Origin of the sequence: Burkholderia sp. Ax-1719 (assembly GCF_011753055.1) — a bacterium.
Taxonomy (GTDB): domain Bacteria; phylum Pseudomonadota; class Gammaproteobacteria; order Burkholderiales; family Burkholderiaceae; genus Paraburkholderia.
Genome location: NZ_VWWJ01000024.1, coordinates 25,991 through 44,781, shown reverse-complemented (window position 1 = coordinate 44,781; position 18,791 = coordinate 25,991). Strand labels below are relative to the sequence as shown.

The following is an 18,791-nucleotide window of genomic DNA, read 5'->3' as shown; positions in this document are numbered from 1 at the left end:
ACATGACCGGCGATTCCGCCGTGCCATCGACACGGCGTTTTGCAGCTACTCCCGCAAACGCTCACCCTGGATCAACAACCGCGCGCTCCGACGCTCACACAGCGCCTGTCCGTTACCTGTGCAGAAGTTCTGCGAATTCACATTGATGCTTGTTTTACAGTGCCTTTCCGCGATTCTGGCGCAAACGCGCTGCACCGTGAAAAGCCCAAAGGTGCGCTTTTGCGAGCTTTCGACCTCACTCCCGAAAACCCTCACCTCAAGCCTTCTTGACGCCGTCGCCGCGCGTCTCCAGACTGTGCGAGTCCCCCCGCCCTGCACGCGCCATGAGCCAGATCACGCCCTTCGTTGCCGACCGTTTTCACCACGCCGCGCCGCATTACCTGATCGGCCGTCCCGCCTATTCGCCCGCGCTGATCCGCCGCGTCGCGCAGCGCGTGGGTCTGAACGGCACGCAACGCCTGCTCGATCTTGGCTGCGGCCCGGGCCAGCTTTCGCTCGCTTTCGCAAGCTGGGTGGCCGGCGCGACCGCCGTCGATCCCGAACCGGCGATGCTCGAAGTGGCGGCCCAGCTGGGCGCAGGCATCGCGCCCAATATCGACTATCGCCAGGGCAGTTCGTACGATCTCTCGCCCGATCTCGGCGTGTTTCATCTCGCCGTGATCGGCCGCGCGTTTCACTGGATGGACCGCGTGGATACGCTCGCGCGGCTCGACCAGATACTCGCGCAACGCGGCGCGGTCGCGCTCTTCAATACCGCGCAACTCGACGATCCGCAGCGCCCGTGGGCCGCGCAATATCGCAACCTGCTCGACAGCTACGCAAACAGCGATCCCACGCGCGCGCTGCGCCGCTCGGAGGAATGGGAGAGCCATACCGACGTGCTGGCGCGCTCGGCGTTCAGCGCCATCGAGCGCATTTCGGTGATCGAATACCGGCGCGTGAGCGCGGAACAACTGAAAGCGCGCCCGCTGTCGATGTCGAGTCTGTCGCGAGAACGGCTGGGCGAACGGCTCGATACGCTGCTTGCGCAGATCGACGCGATCGTCGCCGAACACGGCAGCGACGGCTCGCTGGTCGAGCGCATCGAATCGACCGTAACGCTGGCCACGCGCGAGGCCAGCTGAAGCGCGTTCGCGCCGCTTGCGCTATCGTATGACGATGTCCTGACACGGAAGGAATCGCGATGAGCTATGCCACCCAAGCCCCGGCCCGCAAGGAGATCGACGCGCTGCACGGTCACGCCGTACTCGAATTCGGTACCGACTGGTGCGGCTACTGCCAGGGCGCGCAGCCGCTGATTGGCGATGCGTTCGCGAAGCATCCCGGCGTGCGTCGCATCAAGGTGGAAGACGGCCCGGGCCGCGCGCTCGGCCGCTCGTTTCGCGTGAAACTGTGGCCCACGCTCATTTTTCTGCGCGACGGCACGGAAGTCGCGCGCATCGTGCGGCCCACCTCGGCGAGCGAACTCGACAACGCTTTCGACGCGCTAGCCTGAACGCGGGAAGCCTCCCGTAAATCCTCACCTTTAGCCGTCTTTCAGTCATCCAGGCGCCGCCGCCTCGCGCGGCGCGCACACATTTACTCAAGCCCGGCCAGCAGATCGTCGATGGCGCGATAGACGCGCTCCACCACTTCCGGCCCTACCTCCTCTTCCAGCGCCTGATAGCGCGCTTCCAGTTCCTTCGTGATCGCCTTCACCAGTTGATGGCTCTTCTTCGTGAGCGTCACGAGCACGCGCCGCTGGTCGTCGGCGAAACGCTCCTTGGTCACGAGTCCAAGCGTTTCCATCCGCGCGAGCACGCCCGCCATGCTCGGGCTTGAAATCGTGCACAGATCGGAAATCTGGCGCGGCTCCAGCGGACCGCTTTCATTGAGTGCGCGAATCACGCGCCACTGCTGCTCCGTGAGCCCGTGCGCGGTGATGAGCGGACGGAAGCGCTCCATCATCTTTTCGCGCGCCCGCAGGAGCAGCATGGGCAGGTTGCGGTGCGCAACGCGTGTGGAGGTGCGTGAGGAATCGGACATGATGGCCTGGTTCAAGACGCCGTAGCGAATTCCCGAAAGCCCAGGGGAAACCCGCGAAAGCGACGTCGATAGTTGACGCTGGATGATAGCAAGCGCAGAATCACTCACATATTAGTGTTTTCCGGGAAAGCGACCCACGCCATGTTTTCCGTAGACGATCATCTGCTGCATCTGGAAGGTGAAGCCCTGCCCCGCGACGTCAGCGCGGCGCAGGCCCGCGCGCTGCTCGAAGGCGGCGCACGCTGCCGCGCGCCGGTTTCCGGCGCTGTGTATGGCACGCTGCTCAACGACCGCCACGCGCTCGAAGCGCTCGGCGACGCCGTCAATGCGCCGCCGTACAAGGCCCCGCCGCGCGCACCCATTCTCTATCTGAAGCCGCGCAATACGCTTGCAGGCCACCGCGCGCGCGTCGTCGTGCCGGGCGCGGAAGGCGTGCAGGTCGGCGCGTCGCTGGGCATCGTGATCGGGCGCACCGCCGCCCGCGTCGCGGCGCGCGAGGCGCTGGATTACATCGCAGGATTCACGCTGGTTGCGGATCTGAGCGTGCCGCACGAAAGCGTCTATCGGCCGTCCGTGCGCTTTCGGGCGCGCGACAACTTCTGCGTGATCGGCCCGACGGTGCTCGCGCGCCGCCATGTCGCCGATCCAGACAATCTGGCGATCCACGTCGATATCGACGGTGCGGCGCGCTTCTCAGCGAATACCGCCACGAGCGTGCGCAAGGTCGCGCAACTGCTCGCCGACGTCACCGATTTCATGACGCTTGCGCCCGGCGATGTCATCACCTTAGGCGTGCCGCACGGCTCGCCCGTCGCGCATGAAGGTGCGCGCGCAACGATATCGATTGAAGGATGGCCGTCACTTGCCGTCGAATTCATCGCGCCTCACGCCGCACAAGGAGCCACAGCATGATGCGAGGACGCGTCGCCTACGCAGGCGCCATTCACGAAGCGTATCCGGAAGCAGGCGGTCGTGTACGTCTGGCCGATGGCCGCGTGCGCGAGGAACACGAAGTGGTCTGGCTCGCGCCGTTCGAACCCGGCACGATCTTCGCGCTCGGCCTGAACTACGCCGAACACGCGAAAGAACTGCAATTCAGCAAGCAGGAAGAACCGCTGGTGTTCCTCAAGGGACCAGGCAGCGTGATCGGCCATCGCGGCTTTACGCGCCGCCCCGCCGACGTCACCTTCATGCATTACGAGTGCGAACTGGCCGTCGTGATCGGTCGCGCGGCGCAGAATGTGACGCGTGAGGATGCCATGCAGTACGTTGCCGGTTACACGATCGCGAACGATTACGCGATCCGCGACTATCTGGAGAACTACTACCGGCCGAATCTGCGCGTGAAGAACCGCGACGGCGGCACCGTGCTCGGCCCGTGGTTTGTCGATGCCGCCGATATCGCCGATGTCAACGCCCTCGATCTGCGCACCTTCGTCAACGGCGAACTCAAGCAGCACGGCAACACGCGCGACCTGGTCACCGGCATTGCGGAACTGATCGAATATCTGAGCGGCTTCATGACGCTCGCGCCCGGCGACGTGATCCTCACCGGTACGCCCGAAGGCGTCGTCAACGTGAATGCCGGCGACGAAGTGATTTGCGAAATCGACGGCCTCGGCCGCCTTGTCAACACGATTGCGTCCGATGCCGATTTCGGCCGCGCCACCACGACGGAATGAACACGCCATGTCTACCGAGCGTATCGAACACCTGATCGACGGCCGCGCCCACGCGAGCCGCGACTACTTCGAAACCGTGAATCCCGCGAACCAGGACGTGCTCGCGGAAGTCGCGCGCGGCGGCGCGGAAGAAGTCAATCTCGCAGTGAGCGCGGCGAAGAACGCGTTTCCCGCGTGGGCCGCAAAGCCCGCAGCGGAACGCGCGAAACTCGTGCGCAAGCTCGGCGAGCTGATCGCGAAGAACGTGCCCGAGATCGCGCAGACCGAAACGAAGGACACCGGCCAGACGATTTCGCAGACGGGCAAGCAACTGGTGCCGCGCGCCGCCGACAACTTCACCTACTTTGCCGAGATGTGCACGGCGGTGGACGGCCATACCTACCCCACCAGCACGCATCTGAACTACACGCTGTTTCATCCCACCGGCGTGTGCGCGCTGATCTCGCCGTGGAACGTGCCGTTCATGACGGCCACGTGGAAGGTTGCGCCGTGTCTCGCATTCGGCAATACGGCCGTGCTCAAGATGAGCGAACTGTCGCCGCTCACGGCGTCGATGCTCGGTCAGCTTGCGCTGGAAGCTGGGATTCCCGCAGGTGTCCTGAACGTTGTGCATGGCTTCGGCCAGGAAACGGGCGAACCGCTCGTTGCGCATCCGGACGTGCGCGCCGTCTCGTTTACAGGCTCGACGGCTACAGGCAATCGCATCGTACAGAGCGCGGGCCTCAAGAAGTTCTCGATGGAACTGGGCGGCAAGTCGCCGTTCGTGATCTTCGACGACGCCGATTTCGAGCGTGCGCTCGACGCCGCCGTGTTCATGATCTTCTCGAACAACGGCGAGCGCTGCACCGCGGGTTCACGCATTCTGGTGCAACGTTCGATCTACGCGAAATTCGCGGAGCGCTTTATCGAGCGTGCGAAGCGCATCACCGTGGGTGATCCGCTCGACGAAAAAACGGTAGTCGGCCCGATGATCAGCCAGGGACATCTGGCGAAAGTGCGTAGTTATATCGAGCTGGGTCCGAAGGAAGGCGCCACGCTCGCGTGCGGTGGTCTGGAGCAGCCCGACTTGCCGGAAGCCCTTAAAAAAGGCAACTTCGTGCAACCGACGGTATTCGTCGACGTCGACAATCGCATGCGTATCGCCCAGGAAGAGATCTTCGGGCCGGTCGCCTGCCTGATTCCCTTCGAGGATGAAGCCGACGCCATCCGCATTTCGAACGACATCGCTTACGGTCTGTCCAGCTACGTCTGGACCGAAAACACCGGCCGCGCGCTGCGCGTCGCCGCCGCCGTGGAAGCAGGCATGTGCTTCGTGAACAGCCAGAACGTGCGCGATCTGCGTCAGCCGTTCGGCGGCACCAAGGCGTCGGGCGTGGGCCGCGAGGGCGGCACGTGGAGCTACGAGGTGTTTCTCGAGCCGAAGAACGTGTGCGTGTCGCTGGGCTCGCATCACATCCCGCGCTGGGGCGCCTGATCCGGGCTGCCGGTACAGAACACAGGAGACACAGCGATGGGCAAACTCGCGCTGGCAGCAAAAATCACTCACGTTCCGTCGATGTATCTATCGGAGCTGGACGGCCCGCATAAGGGCTGTCGTCAGGCCGCTATCGACGGGCACAAGGAAATTGGCCGGCGCTGCCGCGAGCTGGGCGTGGACACGATTGTCGTGTTCGACGTGCACTGGCTCGTGAACAGCGAATATCACATCAATTGCGCACCGCATTTCGAGGGCAACTACACCAGCAACGAGTTACCGCACTTCATCAAGAACATGGAGTACGAGTATCCCGGCAACGCGAAGCTCGGCCATCTGATCGCCGATGTCGCGAACGAGATGGGCGTGAAGAGCCGCGCGCACAGCGAGACCACGCTCGAACTCGAATACGGCACGCTGGTGCCGATGCGCTATATGAACGCGGATCAGCACTTCAAGACCGTATCGGTGGCAGGCTGGTGCATGTGGCACGACCTCGCCACCAGCGCGCGCTTTGGCCTCGCAGTGCGCCGCGCGATCGAGGAGCGTTACGACGGCACGGTGGCGATTCTCGCCAGCGGATCGCTTAGCCATCACTTCGCCAACAACGGCACCGCCGAACAGTTCATGCACAAGGTCTGGGACCCGTTCCTCGAACAGACCGACCGCAACGTGGTGTCGATGTGGGAACGCGGAGACTGGAAGACCTTCTGCGAAATGCTGCCGCTCTACAACGAAAAGTGCTGGGGCGAAGGCGGCATGCACGACACCGCCATGCTGCTGGGCGCGCTGGGCTGGGATCAATACGAAGGCCGCGCCGAAGTCATCACGCCATATTTCGGCAGTTCCGGCACCGGGCAGATCAACGCCGTGCTGCCCGTCACGCCGCTGCCGCGCTGAAAGACGAAGGAGTGCTTCAGATGCCCCATCTCACCCTTGAATACAGCGCCAATCTCGCAGATGCGGCGAGTATCGGCCAGCTTTGCCAAACGCTCGCACAGGTGCTCGACGCGCAGCGCGACGCCGATGGCGCGCGCGTCTATCCGCGCGGCGGCATCCGCACGCGCGCAGTGCGCTGCGAGCAGTACTTCATCGCCGACGGCGATCCGCACAACGCATTTCTGCACGGCTGCCTGAAGATCGGCGCGGGTCGCGCGCCCGACGTGCGTCGTGCGACCGGCGAAGCCCTGTTCGACGCAATCAAGCAACATTTCGCCGAAGCGTTCGCCGCGCACGGACTCGCGCTTTCGCTGGAGATTGTCGAATTCAGCGAGGAAGGCGCGTGGAAACACAACAACCTGCACGCGCGGTTGAGGAATTCATCATGCTAGAAGCGCACATCATCCGCGAACTCGCCGCGCAACTCGACGAGGCAGAACGCACGCGTACGCAGTTGCGCCATTTCTCGCGCGCGCATCCGTCGATGACCATCGACGACGGCTATGCGATCCAGCGCGAGTGGGTCAAGCTCAAACTGGCAGCGGGCCACACCATCAAGGGGCGCAAGATCGGCCTCACGTCGCGTGCGATGCAGCGCGCTTCGCAGATCGACGAACCCGATTACGCGCCGCTGCTCGACAGCATGTTTATCGAGTCCGGCAGCGCGATCCGCGCGGATCGCTTCATCGCGCCGCGCGTGGAAGTGGAACTGGCGTTCGTGCTGCAAAAGCCGCTGCAAGGGCCGGATGTGTCGTTATTCGACGTGCTCGATGCGACGGCCTACGTCACGCCCGCCATCGAAATCATCGACGCGCGCATCGAGCAGTTCGATCGCGAAACCAAAGCGCCGCGCAAGGTATTCGACACGATCTCGGACTTTGCCGCCAATGCGGGCGTGGTGCTGGGCGGCAGGCCGGTCAAGCCGCTCGACGTGGATCTGCGCTGGGTGGGCGCGCTGCTCTACAAAAACGGCGGCGTGGAGGAAAGCGGCCTGGCCGCCGCCGTGCTCAATCATCCGGCGACAGGTGTGGCGTGGCTTGCGAACAAGATCGCGCGTCACGACGAAAAGCTGGAAGCGGGCGACGTGATCCTGAGCGGCTCGTTCACCGCGCCGATTCCTGCACGCGCAGGCGACACGTTCCATGCCGATTACGGTCCGCTTGGCGGCATCGGCTTTAGCTTCGTGTGATTCTTCATCAATACTGCTAATGAATACGATGCCAGTCCCTGTCAACACGTTCAAGCACGCGCTCGCCGATGGCAAGACTCAAATCGGCCTGTGGGCCGCGCTCGCCGATTCCTATGTCACCGAACTCCTCGCGACCACGGGCTTCGACTGGCTGCTGATCGACGGCGAACACGCGCCCAACGATCTGCGCAGCACGCTCGCGCAATTGCAGGCCGTCGCGCCGCATCCCTCGCATCCGATCGTGCGCCCGGTGCGCAACGACGCCGCGCTCATCAAGCAGTTGCTCGACATCGGCACGCAAACGCTGCTGGTGCCGATGGTCGAAAGCGCCGACGATGCCCGCGACGCGGTCGCCGCCACGCGCTATCCGCCGCTCGGCATACGCGGCGTGGGCAGCGCGCTGGCACGCGCGTCGCGCTGGAACGGTTCGCCCGATTATCTGCACCACGCCGCCGATGAGCTGTGCGTGCTGGTGCAGGTGGAAACGGCTCACGCGCTCGCGCAATTGCCGGAAATCGCCGCCGTGGAAGGCGTGGATGGTGTGTTCTTCGGCCCGGCGGACTTGAGCGCGTCGATGGGACTGCTCGGTCAACCGGGCGCGCCTGCGGTGCGTGAAAAGATTGTCGCCGGCATCCGCGCGGTGCGTGCGCTCGGCAAGGCGGCAGGCGTGCTGGCCGCCGATCGCACGATTGCGCGCGAGTATCTGGAAGCGGGCGCGAATTTCGTCGCCGCGGGCAGCGACGTTTCCCTGCTCGCGCGCAGCGCCAGCGAGCTGGCAGCCGCATTTCGCCCGGCTGCGGTTTAAATCACGCTTCCTCGCCGCCCAGCGCCACGAGTTTCGCGAGTGCGCCCTGTAGCACCTCGCGCTCGTGCGCGCTCAACGCGCCGAGAATCGCCTCGTTCTGCGCCGTCGAAATCGCCGACGCGCGCCGATATGTCGTGCGCCCTTGTGCGCTGAGTTTGACGAGCACGCCGCGCGCGTCCGCCGCGTTCGAGGCCTTTTCCAGTAGTCCTTTACGCTCCAGCGCGTCCGTGGCGCGGCTCGCCTGGCTGCGGTCGAGATTCGACACGCGCCCGAGATCCGACACCGAAATCGGCCCGAACGCGCCCACGCTCAACAGAATGCGCGCCTCCGTAAGCGACAGCCCAAGCGCCGAGGAAAACGCCTCGTTCATCGTGCGGTCGGTCTGCTTCTTGATCACGTGGAGCCGGTAGGTGAACAGCTCTTCGATGGAGTATTTCGCCGTTGTCATGGTTCGTTTCGCGCTAATCTGGTTGGACCGTCGCTAGCATAGTAGCGCAGCAAGTCCTTAAAAGCATGGGATATTCCTTAAAAATTGATGCTTGCGCACGCATTTATTTGGGCGTAGCATCGGCTAAACGATCAGGAGACACCCATGAGCGCAACTTTCGAATCCACGCGGCCTCACTGGTGCGAACCGCAGGAGTGGGCCGCCCGCGTCCAGCTCGCGGCCACCTACCGCGTGTTCCATCAGCTTGGCTGGACCGAGCTGATTTTCAATCACATCACGTTGCGCGTGCCCGGGCCGCACAAACATTTCCTGATCAATCCATTCGGTCTTGCGTATGACGAAATCAAGGCGTCGAATCTCGTCAAGATCGACCTCGAAGGCAAAATTCTCAGCCCCAGCGATTACCCGATCAACCCCGCTGGCTTTGTGATCCACAGCGCCATCCACGCGAATGTGGAAGACGCGCATTGCGTCATGCACACGCACACCACCGCGGGTCTCGCCGTCGCGTGCATGGAAAGCGGCCTCGCCGCCACGAACTTCTATTCGGCGCAATTGCACGGCATGGTTGCGTATCACGACTTCGAAGGCATCACCGTGCACGACGAAGAAAAGCCGCGCCTGCTCGCATCGATGGGCGACAAGCGGCTGCTGATTCTGCGCAGTCACGGGCTGCTCGCGCACGGTGTGAGCCTCGCGCATGCGTTTGCGCTGCTGTGGACGCTCAATCGCGCCTGCGAAATTCAGGTCGTCACCGATTCGATGCGCGGCCAGGCGATTCAAATCGATCCCGCCATCACCGAACGCTCCACCCGCGACGCGCTGCAGTTCTCGCCCGCCCATGGCGCGGGCGACAATATCCTGGCTGCACTGATCCGGCGCGTGGATCGCCAGGACCCTTCGTACAAGGAGTAAGCATTGAACGCCTCGCAGCGCAGTATCACCGTGGTGGGTGCAGGCGCGATCGGCGGCCTGATCGCCGCGCGTCTCGACCGTTTCGCGCGTTCGGCGGCCAGCGACACGCAGGTTAATGTGCTGGCGCGCGGCGCGCAGCTCGAAGCGATTCGCCGTGACGGCCTCACCGTTATCGAAAGCGACGACGAACGCTACACCGCACGCGTGCACGCCACCAACGACGCCGCCACGCTCGGCCCGCAGGACATCGTGTTCGTCTGCCTCAAGGGGCAGGCGCTCGCGCAATCGGCGGCATCGCTCGCGCCGCTCGTCGGGCCGCACACGCACATCGTTTCGGCGATGAACGGCGTGCCGTGGTGGTTTCTCAACGACTTCGGCCACGCGCACGCGAACGGACGGCTCGAATCGGTCGATCCGGGCGGCGTGGTGTCGTCGGCGCTGCCGTCTGCGCAGGCTTCGGGCTGTGTCGTACATCTGTCGTCGTCGATTGCCGCGCCCGGCGTGATCCGCAAGGGACGCGGCAATCTGCTGATCCTGGGCGCGTCGTCGCCACGCATGGCGGCGCGCGCCGAAGAGGCGCGTGCGCTGCTCGCCGAGGCCGGTTTCGACGTGCAGGCGCCCGAGTCCATCCAGCACGAAATCTGGGCCAAGCTCTGGGGCAACATGACGATGAACCCCATCAGCGCGCTCACGCGCTCCACCGCCGACGTGATCCTCGACGATCCGCTCACCGCGCAACTGGTCGCGGCCATCATGGCGGAAGCGCGCACGATCGGCGAGGCGCTGGGCATCGGCCTCGCCATGACGATCGAGGAGCGCAACGCGATTACGCGCAAGCTCGGCGCATTCAAGACGTCGATGCTGCAGGACGTCGAAGCGGGCCGCACGCTCGAAGTCGAGGCGCTGCTGGGCGCGCCTTACGAACTCGCGCAGCGCGCGGGCGTCGCTGCGCCGTCGCTCGGTATGCTTTATGGGCTCGCGCGCCAGCTCGATGCGAATCTCGAAGCGGCGCGCCACAAGCACGCGTCAATGCCCGAGAACCCATCGTAAGTAGTACGTAAGCGTACAAGCCCGCACTTCAACGCGCCCTTATTTCAGGGCGCGTTTTATTTGATCTGGATACTTGCCCTCTGCGTAAGGCAATGCGGACTCGGCGCCGGTCGCGCGCCTTTGAGCGCATACTCTGCGCATCAAAACGCCCGCATGAATGGCACGCACACGGTCTGACACCGTTTCGTGCGTTTCCCTGACCGCCTTCATCCCTGTTCGCGAACCTGTTTTTGAAGGGAAAAACGCGTTTCAGGGGCACAAAAATTGCGGCAGCGCGTCGAACGTTCAACCGGACAGCGCGCGGGCATGCGAGCGACATCGCGCCTCGCCAATGCTGCGTCCGGCACTCCGCCAGCCATCGAGATCGACTCCGTTTTTTCCCATGCCAAGGATGCCCATCTTCTCTCGCCCACTCGCCCGCCTTCTATTTCGCTTACGCACGCGGCACATCGATCCGCTGATCGGCTTGCTCGCCTGTGTGCTGATGTTCGCTGCCGCGCCTGGCCAGGCCGCTACGAAGTCTGCGGCAACGCCTGCGAATCCCGCCGCGCCCGTTGTGCTCACGCCGGCACAGGCGCACGCGGCTTTGCAAGTCCTCGACGATCCGGTGCAGCGCGCGCACGTCGCGGACACGCTACGCGCGATTGCCGCCGCTGGCGCACTCGCCACGCCGGCTTCGAGCAGCGCGGCCGCCAGCGGCGCGACAACCGCAACGGCTCCTGCCGCCGCGTCGGCGACTAGCGCCTCGCCCGCGTCCGATGCGCTCTCGGACGCGCTGCGTTCGAACGGCCTGGTTTTGCAGATCGCCGATGGCGCAGCGCGCGGCGCGCACGTCATCGGCAAGCAGTTGTTGCGCGCGCGCGGCGCGCTGTTCAATGTGCATTCGGCGCGCGACTGGTGGAGCGTGCGTCTGGGCACGCCCGAGGGCCACGCCATGTTGATCGGCCTGCTGCGCGTGCTGTTGCTCACGCTCGTGCCCGCAGTGCTGCTGGAAGCTCTCATGCGGCGCTTGATCGCGCGCCCCCATCGCGCCATCGTCGCGCACGCGCATCGCGAAGACGCGAGCGGAAATTCCGCGCCGCCCGCCGTCGCGCCTCGCGAAGCCGCCCAGCCGCAAACGCCCGAAGCGAGCGGCACGGCAGCCGTACGCAAAGCCGCTGCGCAAAACGAAACGCGCAAAGACGCGGAAAAAGACGCGCTGCGCACCACTGCCGCCATGGGCACGAAAGACGACGACGCCAAGGGCGTCGATGCCAACGCCATCGCCGCAGAAACGTCACAGGTTCCGGCCGCCAGCGACGCCTCCTACATGCGCAACGCCGCCGCGCTCGCGCGCGAGGCGCTGCACCGCAGCCGCGGCGCGCATCACTGGGGCCTGCTCAAGCGCTTGCCGCTCGCCTTCGTTCTCACCCTGCTCGATCTCATCCCGGTGATCGCCTTCGGCCTGTGCGCCGCGGGCGTGCTCTCGCTGTTCGGCCCCGAAGACGCCGCGCCCGCCGCGGCCGTCGGCCATGTCGTCGATGCGTGGGTGATCTGCCGCATCATCATCGCGGTCGGTCATCTGCTGTTCGCGCCCGATTCGGACGACCTGCGCCTCACGCCCATGACCGCGCCGTGGGCCGCGTTCTCGCAGCGCTGGCTCGAACGCATCGTCGTGATTGGCGGCGTGGGCGGCGCGCTCGCGGGCGCGGTGCCGCTCGGCATGACCGAGGACGCGCATCTCGCCCTCGTGAAGATCGTGATCCTCGTCGCGCATATCGCGATTGCCGTGATGATCCTGCAATGCCGCCACGCCGTCGCCGACCGCATCCGCAATTCAGCGGCTGCGCGCGGCTCGTTCGCGTGGCTCGTGCACTGGTTCGCGGATATCTGGGCGATTGTCGCGATCTTCGTGGTGATGGCGCTGTGGTTCGTGTGGGCGCTCGATCTGCGCGGCGGCTACCAGGAACTGATCCGCGCGGGCGGCATTTCGCTTGGCGTGATGCTGGTCGCGCGCATGATCGCCATCGTCGCGCTGGGCGGCCTGGGACGCGTGTTCGATCCGAACGGCAAGGGCGAGAACCTCACGATCACGCAACGCCGCGCCTATCGCTATTACCCGGCGCTGCGCCGGGTCGTGATGGCCGCGCTGTGGATCGTGCTGATCGACGTGCTGCTGCACGTCTGGGGCCTGCATCCGGGGCGCTTCCTCGTCAACGCGCCGATCGGCCATTTGCTCGGCTCCGCGCTGCTGACGATCGCCGTCGCGGTGGTGGTCGCCATCGTGATCTGGGAAGCGGCGAACGGCGCGGCCGAACGCCGCCTGAACGCCTGGACCGATGCAGGCGACTACGTGCGCGCCGCGCGCCTGCGCACGCTGCTGCCGATGTTCCGCACCACGCTGTTCGTGGCGATCATCGTGGTGGTGGGTCTCACGGCGCTGTCGCAGCTTGGCATCAACACCGCGCCGCTGATCGCGGGCGCGAGTATCTTCGGCGTGGCGCTGGGCTTTGGCTCGCAGAAACTCGTGCAGGACTTCATCACCGGCATTTTCCTGCTCACTGAAAACGCCATGCAGGTGGGCGACTGGGTGACGGTCGCGGGTGTGTCGGGCACGGTGGAGTTCCTGTCGATCCGCACGGTGCGTCTGCGCGGCGGCGACGGCTCGCTCTACACGGTGCCGTTCAGTTCGGTGACGACGGTCAACAACACGAATCGCGGCATCGGCAACGCGGCGGTCAAGGTGATGATCGCCAACGGCGCGGATCTCGAACGCGCCATCGCCACGCTCAAGGAAATCGGCGCGGACATCCGCAACGACGACGCCTTCAAGAACGGCATCCTCAGCGACTTCGCTTACTGGGGCGTGGATTCAGTCGATGGCGCGAGCGTCACGCTGGTCGGCCAGATCCAGTGCAAGGACTCGTCGCGCTGGGGCGTGCAGCGCGAATTCAACCGCCGCGTGCTCACCACGTTCACGGAGCGCGGCATCGAGCTCGCCAATCCGCAGCGCAACTTCCTCATCAATCTGTCGAACGAGCACGATGTGGAGGGGCGCGATGATGAGCCTGACGATACCGACGATACGCAGGATTCGCGCGGCCGACGCGTCTCATCGTCTGGTGGGGGCAGCGCTCAAACCCGTAACGGTCAGAACACGCCGCGCGGCAAGCCCAACTGATGGCGTCGTGGCCGGTGCGTGTTTCTCGCGCACCGGCCTCACCCCACGAACATTCCCGAAAAGCCTCACCTTTAGCGCTGTCGCGCATGCCGCGCCGCTTTCACGCACAGCGTTGAATGCCTTGAAATAAGGGCTTTGCGCGATACTTGCCGATACAACGATTGCGCGTCTGCACCGGCTCCCGAACAAGCTCACCTTTAACGCTGTTTTGCGTACACGCTGCACGAAAAAAAACCGGAGCACCTGGCTCCGGTTTTTTTACGCCTGAAGCGTCGAGATCGGCATCAAGCCTCGACGTCTTCCAGGCTGAAGATTTCCGACTGGTCGTTGTACGAGAAGATCTCGCCATAACGGCCCCAGTCGATCACCGTATCGAGCGTCTGCTCCGCCGCGACGTCCGAGAGGAAGTCTTCCAGCTCCTGCTCGAAACGCACGCGCGGCGCGCGGTGGCCCGGACGTTCGTTGAGCACCTTCTTGATCCGCGCGGCCAGCGGCACGTTGCGCAGCAGGTGGTCGGCGAACATCAGCTTGCGCGCCTGCGTGCCCATTTCCGCGAATACGCGCGCGGGCGGCGTGAGCAGCAGATCGCCGTCGCGCACATCGGCGAAACCGAGTTGCTGCAGCATTTCCGCGATCGGGAACAGATCGTCCACTTCCAGATGCAGCGAACGCGCGATTTCCGGCATGTCGGCGCGGCCGTGGTAGGGCGCGGCCGCCAGCGTTTCGATCAGGCCCGCCATCAGGTTGGTCGACACGTCCGGCAGACGGCTGCCCACTTCCAGACGGCGCGAGGACGTTTCCGCCGCATCGCGCGCGGTCATCTTCGCGTAGATGTCGTCCACCAGCTTGCGGAACGCCGGATCGAGACGGTTACGCGGATGCTTGAACGGCACCTTGATCTCGGCCACCACGCGGCCCGGGTTCGACGACAGCACGAGGATGCGGTCGCACATGAACACCGCTTCTTCGATGTTGTGCGTGACGATCAGCATCGACTTGATCGGCATGCGGCCTTGCGTCCACAGATCGAGCAGGTCGGTACGCAGCGTTTCGGCGGTCAGCACGTCGAGCGCGGAGAACGGTTCGTCCATCAGCATGAGCATCGGGTCGACCACCAGCGCGCGCGCGAAACCCACGCGCTGACGCATGCCACCCGAGAGTTCGCGCGGGTAGGCGTTCTCAAACCCGTCCAGACCGATCAGGTCGATGGCGGCAAGCGCGCGTTCGCGACGCTCGCGCGCGCCCACACCCTGCGCTTCCAGACCCGCTTCCACGTTCTGCAGCACGGTCAGCCACGGGAACAGCGCGAAGGTCTGGAACACCATCGACACGCCCTTGGCCGGGCCGTCGAGCGGCTTGCCGAGCCAGTTCACTTCGCCCGAGCTGGCTTCGATCAGGCCCGAGATGATGCGCAGCAAGGTGGACTTGCCCGAGCCCGAACGGCCCAGCAGCCCGACGATTTCGCCTTCGCGCAGCGAGAGATTGACGTCGTCGAGCACGAGGCGCTCGTCGTCCTTCTTCGCGAAGCCGCGCGACATGTGCTTGACCGAGAGCACTTCTTCGCCGAGCGTCGGACGCAGCGGCAGCAGGTCGGATGAGACGGTTTTGGGATTCAGCATGATGATCTACTCCATCTCAATCGAGGCGCAGCCTGGACTCGGCGTAGGTGTACAGCGGACGCCAGAGCACGCGGTTAAAGAGCGTGACAAACAGGGACATCATCGCGATGCCCACAATGATCTTCGGGAAATCGCCGGCGGCGGTCATCTGCGCGATATACGCGCCAAGGCCGTGCGCCTGCAGTTTGGTATCGCCCCACTGCACGAATTCGGAGACGATGCTCGCGTTCCATGCGCCGCCCGAGGCCGTGATCGCGCCCGTGACGTAGTACGGGAAAATGCCCGGCAGCATCGCCTGACGCCACCATTGCCAGCCGCGAATATGGAAGTTCTTCGCGGCTTCCTTGTAGTCGTTCGGATAGGCGCTCGCGCCCGCGATCACGTTGAACAGGATGTACCACTGCGTGCCCAGCACGATCAGCGGCGAAAGCCAGATGTCCGGGTTCAAGTGGAAGCGCACGATGACGATCACGAACACCGGGAACAGCAGGTTGGCCGGGAAAGCGGCCAGGAACTGCGCGAGCGGCTGGATTTTTTCGGCGAGCGCGGGACGCAGGCCGATCAGCACACCCAGCGGCACCCAGATCACCGAGGCCACGGCAATCAGCAGCATCACGCGGAACAGCGTGATGAGGCCGAGCACGAACACGTGACCGACTTCGTCGAGCGTCACGCCCGTGCGCACATAGGAAAACACGCGCCACACCACGAACACCGTGAGCGCGATCACGCAAATCGCCCAGACGATGTCGCCCACGCGCGAGCGCTTGCTGCGCGAGGCGCTCATCACCGGCATGGCCTTCGGCAGTTGCACGCGGATCGGAATGCGCGCGAGCGTCGCCAGCATGAAGCCCATCGGCACGAGCAGGCGGTGAATCAGGTGCGTGCGGCGAATCAGGTCGAGCAGCCACGATTCCGGCGCGTCGCCCGAGCTGGTGTTCTCCATGCGGAACTTGTCGGCCCAGGCGACGAGCGGACGGAACAGGAACTGGTCGTAGGCCAGAATCACGACCGTCATCGCCAGGATCACCCAGCCGATGGCGTGCAGATTCTTTTCCGTGATCGCCTGAGCCAGATACGCGCCGATACCCGGCAGCGTGATCGTGTTATTGCCGACGGTAATCGCTTCGGACGCCACCACGAAGAACCAGCCGCCCGACATCGACATCATCATGTTCCAGATGAGGCCGGGCATCGAGAACGGCACTTCCAGCTTCCAGAAACGCTGCCAGCCGGTCAAATGGAAACCCTTCGACACTTCGTCCAGATCGCGCGGCACCGTGCGCAGCGACTGGTAAAAGCTGAAGGTCATGTTCCAGGCCTGGCTGGTGAAGATAGCGAAGATCGCCGCCAGCTCAGCGCCCAGCACGCGCGAAGGAAAAAGCGCGAGGAAGAACGTCACCGTGAACGAGATGTAGCCCAGCACCGGCACCGACTGAAGAATGTCGAGGATCGGCACCAGCACCTGGCCCGCGCGGCGGCTTTTGGCCGCGAGCGTGCCGTACACCAGCGTGAAGACGAGCGAAGCGACCATGGCCGCCAGCATGCGCAGCGTCGTGCGCAGCGCGTACTCGGGCAGATTGGCCGGATCAAGCGAGATCGCCTGCGTTTTCAGGACGGCGATGGGCGCCATGGTTTCGTGAAAACCGACGGCCGCCATCGCGATCAGGCAGATGATGAGCGGAAACGCGACGAAGTCCCAGCGATTGGGCAGCACGCGCCACGCCGAAGCGTTGGCCGTGCGGTTCAGGTTGAATCTGAACTCCATTAGCGGCCTCCTTGGGCATTGGCGCGCACGAGGCCATTTGCGCACGGTGCGCGGCGGTTCGTTCGCAGTGAGCGGTTGTACTGATTCATGTCTTGAAGCACCAGCGTTCTGGATGATGCGCGGCCCTCGCGCCTTGCCGGACTCGCCGCCCTTGCCTTGTGGGCTCGGGCGTCGCGGCGGGCGTGGGGCCGTTCTCTCGTCTGACTCTCGAAAATCCGTCAGCCCCGCGCGCTCTGGAACATCCGGGCGCGCAGATCACGCCAGCGCGCGGCGAGTGTCGAAGGACGGCAGGGCGGCGTAACCGGCGCGCGCTGGCGGGCGCCGATCACATCGGGATGCGGGGTGTGCTGCGTTTGCGGCAGGTTGGGCAGAAGAAGGCCGAAGTTCATGCTGAATCTCCTCGCGTCTCACCGTCCGGTGGACGCCTTGGCGAGGAAAGTCAGCAGACCCGGCTGCGCGCACCATAGGAATCGGCGCGCAACGACGGCTTACGTCTGCCGGCTTTCCTCAGGGAATATCGAAAGGAAGCGGCATAACGGATAACTGTCACTGTCGGACATCGGAACTCCTTATCGTCACGGCGGCGTGCGAGGCGAGCCAGACGGCCTGACCCTGCGCGACGCGAGTGGCGGTCCGCGCATCGGCTCGGGGCGGCTGGATCAATCCCAGCGATGCCGCAAACGAAGCGATGAACGAACCGTGCCGCGAGCGCAAACGCTCACGGCGCGATATCGATCCTGCGCGGCGCAAAGTCAGACGACATGCGGCGGCGCGGGATCGACGCTAAAAAGAGTGCACGAGGATTTACTGCTGGACGCGCACCATCTGCCTGGCTGGCAAGACGGCGGCTGAAAGAAAGGGAGCGCGGACGTCCTGCCGGTCAGGCAGCGAAACTATTCGAAGATCGACAACTGCTACTGTCCAAGGCGTCAGCCCCTTTTGTTAAGACGGGCGAATTTTAGTCACGCACCCTGCCTGAAGTCAACACGATTCGCGCCGTTCGTCAAATCCCGTGCCAATGTCGCCACAACGCCGTCAGACGGCGCATCGGGCGAATCCGGCGCGTCCAACGCCGGGACGCTTTCGGGCCTTGCGGCACTCTTACAGCGCTATTGCGGATTTCCGGGCCGGATCAGCAGAAGGCATCCGCATTGTTGCGCAATCCGTGCGCCCGGAATCCTGCGAGGCGGCTCTGCGCTCAGGCGCGCTTGCGCGCCTGCTGGCGCGCCTCGCCCGCGCGCACCCGCTCCAGCCGTTCGCTGGCTTCCGTCAGCACCCACAACGGCGCGCTTTGCAGCTGCGTGTCGTACACGGCGATCACGACCTTGATCGCGTCGAACTGCGCGTCATCGATCGACCATTCGCCCTGCGCGCCGCCGCGCGAAAAGCACGCGAGGATCGCTTCGTCGGCCGGGCCGATCTGTTCGGGCGTCAGCGTGCCGTAACCGGCGTCGGCGGTCGCCTGGGCCAGCCAGTGAGCGTGCAGGATTGCCTGCGCATCATGCTGGGAACCGCCCGCGCGCAACGCGGCCAGTGCCAGATGCACCTGCAGGGCGAGTTCGTCCGCGCTCGCGCGCGGCATCGGCAGCAAATCGCCCTTAGCCCGATATCGGCGGGCCTGATTCTGCTGCGGGAAAGGGATCGTCTTGGCCATGTCGCACAAAGGAAATCAGTTCAGGTGCAATAACGGCACCTCCCGCTCAAGGTTGAGCGGTGA

The 18,791-nt window shown here is 64.6% G+C and carries 18 protein-coding genes; 12 read left to right on the top strand and 6 right to left on the bottom strand.

Going from position 1 to position 18,791, the window contains the following annotated elements:
* Positions 1-323: 323 nt before the first annotated feature.
* Together F3J17_RS29460 and F3J17_RS29455 are read left to right on the top strand one after the other, a co-directional pair.
* A complete protein-coding gene (locus F3J17_RS29460) occupies positions 324-1,124 on the top strand; it encodes a class I SAM-dependent methyltransferase (protein ID WP_167067690.1) in 801 nt (266 codons plus the stop codon).
* 59 nt (positions 1,125-1,183) lie between these two features.
* Complete coding sequence (locus F3J17_RS29455) at positions 1,184-1,495, top strand: thioredoxin family protein (RefSeq protein WP_167067687.1); 312 nt, start codon at positions 1,184-1,186, stop codon at positions 1,493-1,495.
* An 83-nt stretch (positions 1,496-1,578) separates the two neighbouring features.
* On the opposite strand, the gene hpaR is transcribed toward F3J17_RS29455, so the two are convergent.
* Positions 1,579-1,974 carry a homoprotocatechuate degradation operon regulator HpaR gene (hpaR, locus tag F3J17_RS29450; protein ID WP_167067845.1) on the bottom strand — a complete coding sequence of 132 codons (396 nt, stop codon included), beginning with the start codon at positions 1,972-1,974 and terminating at the stop codon, positions 1,579-1,581.
* A 192-nt stretch (positions 1,975-2,166) separates the two neighbouring features.
* Between hpaR and F3J17_RS29445 the strand changes: the two genes are divergently transcribed.
* The 7 genes from F3J17_RS29445 to hpaI are packed head-to-tail and all read left to right on the top strand — an operon-like array spanning position 2,167 to position 8,114.
* The gene (locus tag F3J17_RS29445) at positions 2,167-2,937 is read left to right on the top strand and encodes a fumarylacetoacetate hydrolase family protein (protein WP_167067684.1); all 771 of its coding nucleotides are present in this window, start codon (positions 2,167-2,169) and stop codon (positions 2,935-2,937) included.
* Positions 2,934-3,707 (top strand): fumarylacetoacetate hydrolase family protein, encoded by a 774-nt coding sequence (locus F3J17_RS29440; protein ID WP_167067681.1) that lies wholly within the window; start codon positions 2,934-2,936, stop codon positions 3,705-3,707. The genes F3J17_RS29445 and F3J17_RS29440 overlap by 4 nt, the downstream gene beginning before the upstream one ends.
* A 7-nt stretch (positions 3,708-3,714) precedes the next feature.
* Complete coding sequence (gene hpaE / locus F3J17_RS29435) at positions 3,715-5,181, top strand: 5-carboxymethyl-2-hydroxymuconate semialdehyde dehydrogenase (RefSeq protein WP_167067678.1); 1,467 nt, start codon at positions 3,715-3,717, stop codon at positions 5,179-5,181.
* A 36-nt stretch (positions 5,182-5,217) separates the two neighbouring features.
* Positions 5,218-6,081, top strand: a complete 864-nt coding sequence (gene hpaD / locus F3J17_RS29430; RefSeq protein WP_167067675.1) for a 3,4-dihydroxyphenylacetate 2,3-dioxygenase — start codon at positions 5,218-5,220, stop codon at positions 6,079-6,081.
* A 20-nt stretch (positions 6,082-6,101) separates the two neighbouring features.
* Positions 6,102-6,512 (top strand): 5-carboxymethyl-2-hydroxymuconate Delta-isomerase, encoded by a 411-nt coding sequence (locus tag F3J17_RS29425; protein ID WP_167067672.1) that lies wholly within the window; start codon positions 6,102-6,104, stop codon positions 6,510-6,512.
* On the top strand, positions 6,506-7,309 hold the full coding sequence (hpaH, locus tag F3J17_RS29420; protein WP_167067669.1) for a 2-oxo-hept-4-ene-1,7-dioate hydratase: 804 nt from the start codon (positions 6,506-6,508) through the stop codon (positions 7,307-7,309). The genes F3J17_RS29425 and hpaH overlap by 7 nt, the downstream gene beginning before the upstream one ends.
* A gap of 28 nt (positions 7,310-7,337) precedes the next feature.
* On the top strand, positions 7,338-8,114 hold the full coding sequence (hpaI, locus tag F3J17_RS29415; RefSeq protein ID WP_167067666.1) for a 4-hydroxy-2-oxoheptanedioate aldolase: 777 nt from the start codon (positions 7,338-7,340) through the stop codon (positions 8,112-8,114).
* Between the two features lies 1 nt (position 8,115).
* On the opposite strand, the gene F3J17_RS29410 is transcribed toward hpaI, so the two are convergent.
* On the bottom strand, positions 8,116-8,562 hold the full coding sequence (locus F3J17_RS29410; RefSeq protein WP_167067662.1) for a MarR family transcriptional regulator: 447 nt from the start codon (positions 8,560-8,562) through the stop codon (positions 8,116-8,118).
* A gap of 144 nt (positions 8,563-8,706) precedes the next feature.
* Between F3J17_RS29410 and F3J17_RS29405 the strand changes: the two genes are divergently transcribed.
* From F3J17_RS29405 to F3J17_RS29395, 3 genes are all read left to right on the top strand, one after another.
* Complete coding sequence (locus F3J17_RS29405) at positions 8,707-9,477, top strand: class II aldolase/adducin family protein (protein ID WP_167067659.1); 771 nt, start codon at positions 8,707-8,709, stop codon at positions 9,475-9,477.
* Positions 9,478-9,480: 3 nt separating this feature from the next.
* Positions 9,481-10,527: a 2-dehydropantoate 2-reductase gene (locus F3J17_RS29400; protein ID WP_167067657.1), complete on the top strand. Its 1,047-nt coding sequence runs from the start codon at positions 9,481-9,483 to the stop codon at positions 10,525-10,527.
* Between the two features lie 391 nt (positions 10,528-10,918).
* Positions 10,919-13,687: a mechanosensitive ion channel domain-containing protein gene (locus F3J17_RS29395; RefSeq protein ID WP_240161203.1), complete on the top strand. Its 2,769-nt coding sequence runs from the start codon at positions 10,919-10,921 to the stop codon at positions 13,685-13,687.
* A gap of 284 nt (positions 13,688-13,971) precedes the next feature.
* On the opposite strand, the gene F3J17_RS29390 is transcribed toward F3J17_RS29395, so the two are convergent.
* The 4 genes from F3J17_RS29390 to F3J17_RS29370 all read right to left on the bottom strand — a co-directional run bounded on the left by F3J17_RS29390 (position 13,972) and on the right by F3J17_RS29370 (position 18,728).
* Positions 13,972-15,306: a nitrate/sulfonate/bicarbonate ABC transporter ATP-binding protein gene (locus F3J17_RS29390; RefSeq protein WP_167067654.1), complete on the bottom strand. Its 1,335-nt coding sequence runs from the start codon at positions 15,304-15,306 to the stop codon at positions 13,972-13,974.
* Positions 15,307-15,322: 16 nt separating this feature from the next.
* Complete coding sequence (locus tag F3J17_RS29385; protein ID WP_167067651.1) at positions 15,323-17,074, bottom strand: ABC transporter permease subunit; 1,752 nt, start codon at positions 17,072-17,074, stop codon at positions 15,323-15,325.
* A 218-nt stretch (positions 17,075-17,292) separates the two neighbouring features.
* The gene (locus F3J17_RS29375) at positions 17,293-17,463 is read right to left on the bottom strand and encodes a hypothetical protein (protein WP_167067586.1); all 171 of its coding nucleotides are present in this window, start codon (positions 17,461-17,463) and stop codon (positions 17,293-17,295) included.
* Between the two features lie 809 nt (positions 17,464-18,272).
* A complete protein-coding gene (locus F3J17_RS29370) occupies positions 18,273-18,728 on the bottom strand; it encodes a hypothetical protein (protein ID WP_167067647.1) in 456 nt (151 codons plus the stop codon).
* Positions 18,729-18,791: the final 63 nt, after the last annotated feature.